General features: G+C 46.7%; 7 protein-coding genes. 5 read left to right on the forward strand and 2 right to left on the reverse strand.

What is annotated here, in order from left to right:
• Positions 1 to 832 precede the first annotated feature (832 nt).
• The 4 genes from B3P58_RS17170 to B3P58_RS17185 all read left to right on the forward strand — a co-directional run bounded on the left by B3P58_RS17170 (position 833) and on the right by B3P58_RS17185 (position 3365).
• Positions 833 to 1609, forward strand: coding sequence for an SMI1/KNR4 family protein (locus tag B3P58_RS17170; RefSeq protein ID WP_286719292.1), 777 nt, complete (start codon positions 833 to 835; stop codon positions 1607 to 1609).
• Between the two features lie 388 nt (positions 1610 to 1997).
• Entirely contained in the window at positions 1998 to 2450 is a 453-nt protein-coding gene (locus B3P58_RS17175) for a hypothetical protein (protein WP_145465939.1), read from the forward strand.
• Positions 2451 to 2576: 126 nt separating this feature from the next.
• Positions 2577 to 2999 (forward strand): hypothetical protein, encoded by a 423-nt coding sequence (locus B3P58_RS17180; RefSeq protein ID WP_286719295.1) that lies wholly within the window; start codon positions 2577 to 2579, stop codon positions 2997 to 2999.
• Positions 3000 to 3149: 150 nt separating this feature from the next.
• Positions 3150 to 3365, forward strand: a complete 216-nt coding sequence (locus tag B3P58_RS17185) for a hypothetical protein (protein ID WP_230330487.1) — start codon at positions 3150 to 3152, stop codon at positions 3363 to 3365.
• 230 nt (positions 3366 to 3595) lie between these two features.
• Here B3P58_RS17185 and B3P58_RS17190 read toward each other — a convergent pair whose 3' ends face one another.
• Positions 3596 to 4507, reverse strand: a complete 912-nt coding sequence (locus tag B3P58_RS17190; RefSeq protein WP_225693404.1) for a LysR family transcriptional regulator — start codon at positions 4505 to 4507, stop codon at positions 3596 to 3598.
• 125 nt (positions 4508 to 4632) lie between these two features.
• On the opposite strand from B3P58_RS17190, the gene B3P58_RS17195 reads away from it, so the two are divergent.
• Positions 4633 to 5178 (forward strand): carboxymuconolactone decarboxylase family protein, encoded by a 546-nt coding sequence (locus B3P58_RS17195; protein WP_286719298.1) that lies wholly within the window; start codon positions 4633 to 4635, stop codon positions 5176 to 5178.
• Positions 5179 to 5398: 220 nt separating this feature from the next.
• Here the strand turns inward: B3P58_RS17195 and B3P58_RS17200 are convergent, their stop codons facing one another.
• Positions 5399 to 5794, reverse strand: coding sequence for a glutaredoxin family protein (locus B3P58_RS17200; protein WP_286719299.1), 396 nt, complete (start codon positions 5792 to 5794; stop codon positions 5399 to 5401).
• Between the last annotated feature and the right edge of the window lie 126 nt (positions 5795 to 5920).

Consider the following 5920-nt stretch of genomic DNA (forward strand, 5'->3'; position numbering starts at 1 on the left):
ATATGATGCTTGCAATGATGGATCATCAGAATAAGGAGACCGGGCTTCCTACATTGAAGTACAACTTTTTTACCTTCATGAAGGTTTTTATTGCTTATATATTTTTCTCGTTAGTTTACTTGTTGGTAATGGTGTTGGGTCAATCTAATGGTTTTGTTTCTAATTTGATATCGTTGTTGCCTGATTCTCAATGTGTTAGGAATGTTGCTATTAGGGTTTCTTATATTTTTGTTGGGGGGAGTTTTGTTTATTTATTGCTGCTTTTGAAATCATTCATATTCAATATTTATGCTATTGTAATGAATATGTTGAGGTGGGAGTATTATCAGAAATAACAATGTGCTAATCAATCCTCGCCTTGGAGCTCTCTGATTCGAGGACTAATAGGACACGCACTCTAAGAGCCTTTGATTCAAAGGCTGAAGTTCCCGGTGCGAAAGGGACTAATAAGACACCCACTCTAAGTCCCGGACTAATAAGACACCCCCCAAGACTCTCTGACTTGAAGGCTGAATGTCAGCCTTCGTGGCAAGCGTTCACTAACAGGAATCCATGATAAGAATTTAGTATCGCAATGGGTGTCTGGTTTTTACTGGCAGCATTTCCCCTCTGATTTTCTCTGCTTTCTTCTCTCATCCTGCTGCTTTTCAGCGACCGTGACGGCTGACTGATAATCAGGCCTTCGACTGTTTTATTGCCTGACAGCACTTCTATGGCAGTGGCACATTTGCCATCGGCGGTGGCTGTGATAAGGTGGATTTCCGAATAGATGCTGTTTGTCTGTGGCAATAAGATGACAGCAGTTTTTAGAGTCTGGATCGCGAATCAGAAGATGGAAATTCATAAGACGTTGACAGCTGACGAAGCACAGTCCCTTTATAAAACTGACAAAGGCTTTCGGAGAAAGGCTTACTTTAAATGGTGGGTTAAGCATATTGCAGCCATCGCTATACTTGTTTCTCTCTTTTTGGCAGGTTTGTTTATTGGTCAAATACTGAGCGATCACTATAATCACATTATTTGGGTTGCTATCCCGCCGCTATCACTCTGTATTGCTGTGTATGTAAACTACAAAATTGCCAATCCTTTTATATGCAGTGCGTGCGGTAGCGATTCGGTTCAGATAGGGCAGTTTACAATTTATTGCCGTCATTGCGGCATGTCATATCTTTTCTCATGTCTGGCTAAGAAAATGTATAAGAAGGAAGAGGAAAGAAAGAATGCCTGGAAAAAACTTGAAGAAAGGAAAAAGCCAGCAACTCAATTAGAAATAACTGAATGGGAGTCTTTCTTTAGTGTTGCAATGCCAGAAGAGCTGAAAGACATTCTGCTTCAGGAGAATGGGATTGCAGCACCTAATATCAATAGCTCTGATATCATAATGTTATTCAGTGCAGAGATGGCCTTGGATATGTATCACGCACATAAATTTCGAGAGTATTGCTCAAACGCAATTCCTGTAGCAATGCACCCCAGTGGAGATTTAATTGTATACAAGGCTCTTGGCGGGAAGGTGGAGAATACTTACCTGATGAAGTCAGCTAACCCAGGCTGGAGTAGCTCGACCCGAATTAATATCGACTTTTCGCTGTTAAATTTACGGGCATAATATGACATGTATAGAGACCCCGCCGGTGTCATAGGCTAGCTATGCCTTGATTCCGGGCGTTTATATGTCCAATAAGTAGGACGCCTACCCTTAGATTCTCTGATTTGAAGGCTGGATTTCAGATATATCTATTTCTCAGGTTTGCCTGATCAGCTGTTGAAATAAGGACGCGGTTCTGGCCAGAGGCTGCTTTACATCGACCCAAAACCGGATGATCTTTGGCAATCTATTCTTGTATGCCGACCGAGACTTATCTTCTTTACCAGCAAAGGTGCTGAAGCATTGCTCAATCTGCTGTTTATGGTGAGCGCCAGATCTGCTCAATATGTTAGAATTGGTACTTCGTTCGCCATTAAAAAATAACATATAAGCCACAAGGAACGTTTTGATGCTTGCCAGATTAATCTTGTCGGTGTTCTGTCTTATCAGCGGTTCACTGCATGCCCTTGAGCCGATCGCCGATGACAGCCTGAGTGGGACTACCGGAGCTGGGGGAGTTACCATTGAGTCTAAAGTCGAGGTCTGTCAGCGTACGCTGTCTTTGGGCCTTGGTTTCTCCAGTCCGGATATTACGCTGTCCGTGCCACCTGATTTTCAGGGGGGGCGCTATGTCACGTTAGATAAAGAAGGTGAAGGGGCTGTTGAATTCACATTGACAGCAGATGGGCAAGTAACGAATCCGGTGACTTATAAATCGATTGGTGATGACAATACAGATCAGCTTTTGCTTACCCTGGTCAAGGGGATGAATGTGAAGTATATCGGTGCAGAAGCCGACCGGGCTGAGAAGTATACGGTTTTTGTGCATATCTCGTTTAAGGATGATTGTCAGCAATATTGACGGTTTTCAGTGTATAAAGATGAGTATTGTAGAGGCTGGTTACAATATGACTACTCTGTGGTTGAAATTTAAACGCGGTCGCTCATTAGGTTTTAAAAAACAGATATATGATTGCAATGGAATGTCATGAAAAAATTAATAAATCTTATCCTGTTATCTACAGCGCTGATTTCATTCTCAGCAGTATCTGATGGAGAAAAACCTGTTGAAAATCCTGATTTCGACAGGAAGCAGCTGCTTAAGATTCTTCTCCATCACTACCAATCAATGACAGTTGCCTGGTTTATAAATAGTCAGTGTTTCATCTTGTCTTACGAAGAAACAAGAGAATATGAGTTCTATGTGGGAGAGCTGAATAAGGTTGCACAAAAAGAACAAATTGCTCCTCTCGCACACCTCTATACCATGCAAAGAAATGGTGAGCAGGTCTCAAAAATGGAAAAGTACAGGAGTTGTGGTAAGGATGCTGAAAGCGTAGTGAAAGGGAACTTTTTAATCACTAAACGATTGTATGGCGATATTGTTGGTAGTCGGAAGGGTAAGGGGTGATGGTGCTTAATCCTGGGAGTTCTCAGACCAGTGCTGGACCCGCGAAAATTTCTCATGTGTTCATACTATGATTAATAGATGATTCTGACTGATAGAATGTGGCTTGTTCAATATTGAATAGGTTGGAAATTCTTGTGCAGGAGGTGTTGTATGATGGATCTTGCAGTTGTGGTGTTTTTTGTAGAAGTTATTGCTCTTTCTCTGTATATACGGATAGTAAATGATCTTACTTATCGTGAGACATTTCTGGTTGCTACTGGTTTTCTCAGGTGTAAACGTAACTGGAAGATAAATGTTGGTAATTTTCTGGTTTTTGTAATTCCTTCAGCCATTATTTTTTATGAAATAGAAAGTCGGAAATTTTAAATATCCAGAATCATTGTGATTAATTGATTTTTATAAAGAGATACACAGGATTCCCAGTCTAAAAGGACTAATAGAACACCCACTCCCGGAGTCTCTGATAATGTTCCTGCCTGATCAGCGGCTTAACATTTTGTGATGTTCTGCATCGCTGCCGCTGCTGCGTTTACCTTTGGAATAATTCTGTTACAGCATGCCTGTTCTGCTTAGCGCCGACGGGAAGTGCTGCGCATTCAGCGGCGCTTAAACTGCAGTAACTGGCGTAGCTGGGGGACGGCATAATCTAGAAAATAGCGGACTTTAACCGGTAAGTGGCGGCGCGAGGTGTAAAGGATACTGACCGGCACAGGTTCAGGTTCAGCGCCGGCCAGCAGGATGTTCAGCTGGCCGGCGGCGACGGCATCGGCCACCTGATAATGCAGCAGACGTACGACACCGGTTCCCAGACAGGCCGCCGCCAGTGCCGCCTCGGTTGTGCTGACCCTGAGTCTCGGGGATGGTTGGATTTCGCGGTAACTGCCATCGCCAGCGATAAATACCGGCCAGGAAGGGGACTGAAACGGGGATTCGACCAGTATTGCCGGCAGCTTTTCCAGTGCTTCTGCTGTCTGCGGAATACCGGTCTGTTGCAGTAATGCCGGACTGGCGCAGATGACCGTGCGCATAACCCCGACCTGAGTAGCAATCATGGAGCTGTCCGGCAGTTTGCCGATGCGGATAGCGAGATCGGCATGTTCATCCACCAGATCAATGTTGCGGTCAGACAGCAGCAGGCGGACGGTGATGGCCGGATGTTGCTGCAGAAATGCAGACACCAGCGGGGTGATATGGCGGCTGCCAAACATCACCGGTGCAGCAATCACCAGTTCACCACGTGGTTCAGCATTTTCACCGGCTGCCAGGCGCTCGGCACTGTCGACCTGTTCCAGAATCCGACAGGCGGAATCCAGATACGTCTGCCCGCTGTCGGTCAGCGTCAGCTTACGGGTGGTACGTACCAGCAGACGTGTACCCAGGTGATTCTCAAGATCGGATACCTTACGGCTGACTGTGGCCAGCGGTACCTTAAGTGCACGGCTGGCAGCCGAAAAGCTGCCGCATTCGGCCACTTTGATAAACAGGGCCATGGCTTCCAGGCGATCCATATACTCTTCCAGTTTCTGAGAGGGTGTTAGTCAATATTGTCTGGTTATTGTCGGTATTGGAAGACCTTAGACTGGTTCTGGTCCGTATCCCAACGGGCCCGATGAACTTAACTGAGGAAAATGCTATGTCCCTTATTGATATTCCCACTCTGGAAAATTCCGCTGCCGATTCCCGCCCTGTGCTGGAGGCTGTTAACCGGCAACTGGGTTCGGTGCCTAACCTGTTCCGTCTGATCGGTGTCAGCCCCGCAGCACTGCAGGCTTACAGCGGTTTTAACGCGGCACTGTCCGGCACTCTGGACGTGAAAACCCGTGAACGTATTGCCCTGGCGGTTGCTCAGGTTAACCGCTGTGATTACTGCCTGTCGGCGCACGCTTATCTGGGGCTGAATCTGGCGAAGCTGAGTCAGGAAGAGATATCCCGTAATCGTCTGGGCACGTCAGATGACAGCAAGGCCGCGGCTGCTGTGTCTTTTGCGGCACTGGTGGCCGGGGAGCGCGGGCACGTGAATCCGTCTCATCTGGAGGCTGTCCGGGCGGCTGGTTTCAGCGATGCACAGATCATCGAAATCGTGGCGCTGGTTGCCGAAAATACTTTTACCAATTATCTGAATGAGGTAGCCAGAACCGATATCGATTTTCCGGTAGTACGCGCCGCTGATGTGTTCTGATGGACTCCCGGAACAGGGCTGGCCCTGTTCCGGGGGCTCTAATAGGACATCCACCTCAGTGCCACCTCATTGCCACCTCAGTGATCCTGTAAATGAGTCAAACGGCTGCGTCGCTTGGCTTCGAACCATGAGAGTCAGACAACTGAACCAGCCTGGATGATTAAATCGAGAGAGTTTTAGCGTTTAATATTTGCCTTTTCTGCCATAGCTTGCCGCGCGCTTATTTTGGCGCAGCGGCAGCGATTTGCAGAAATTTAATAAAACGTGCTTCGCTGTAACCTTTTTTGGTATGGCCGTTGGCAACAAAAAAGGGAACATTGGCTTTGCTCGGGTTGTATTTTTCACCCAGTAAAGCCTTTTGCCGTTGCAGTGCTGCCGCATCCTGCTCGACGTTGTACTCAATATACGAGATGCCTTCTTTATCCATAAAGGCCCGCGCTTGCTTGCAGTAAGGGCACCAGTCGGTGGCATACAGCTCAACCTGAACATTACGGTAGGCACCGGGCTCGATATACACCCTGCCGGACGCCGCTGATGGCGTTGTTGCGGAAGATGAAGGGTTGAACACGTAGTAAGCAGCACCGGCGGCGAGCAGAAGAAGCAGAATCCTTTGCATAGTAAACTCCTGTAAATATATGGGTGCCGAGAATATCGTATTTTTCTTCTTTTGGCTGCAATGTTTGCGGGAGCCTGGCTGATTCTTCAGTCTGAATAACGAACAATAAAAACGGGCCTTAAGGCC

It is taken from the genome of Thalassolituus sp. UBA2009 (assembly GCF_002335285.1).
Lineage (GTDB): Bacteria > Pseudomonadota > Gammaproteobacteria > Pseudomonadales > Oceanobacteraceae > Venatoribacter > Venatoribacter alkanivorans.

What these genes read in the sequence shown, in the direction of transcription:
- B3P58_RS17170 (WP_286719292.1), top strand. Translation starts at nt 833, where the DNA reads ATGGAAATTCATAAGACGTTGACAGCTGACGAAGCACAGTCCCTTTAT.
- B3P58_RS17175 (WP_145465939.1), top strand. Translation starts at nt 1,998, where the DNA reads ATGCTTGCCAGATTAATCTTGTCGGTGTTCTGTCTTATCAGCGGTTCA.
- B3P58_RS17180 (WP_286719295.1), top strand. Translation starts at nt 2,577, where the DNA reads ATGAAAAAATTAATAAATCTTATCCTGTTATCTACAGCGCTGATTTCA.
- B3P58_RS17185 (WP_230330487.1), top strand. Translation starts at nt 3,150, where the DNA reads ATGATGGATCTTGCAGTTGTGGTGTTTTTTGTAGAAGTTATTGCTCTT.
- B3P58_RS17190 (WP_225693404.1), bottom strand. Translation starts at nt 4,507, where the DNA reads ATGGATCGCCTGGAAGCCATGGCCCTGTTTATCAAAGTGGCCGAATGC.
- B3P58_RS17195 (WP_286719298.1), top strand. Translation starts at nt 4,633, where the DNA reads ATGTCCCTTATTGATATTCCCACTCTGGAAAATTCCGCTGCCGATTCC.
- B3P58_RS17200 (WP_286719299.1), bottom strand. Translation starts at nt 5,794, where the DNA reads ATGCAAAGGATTCTGCTTCTTCTGCTCGCCGCCGGTGCTGCTTACTAC.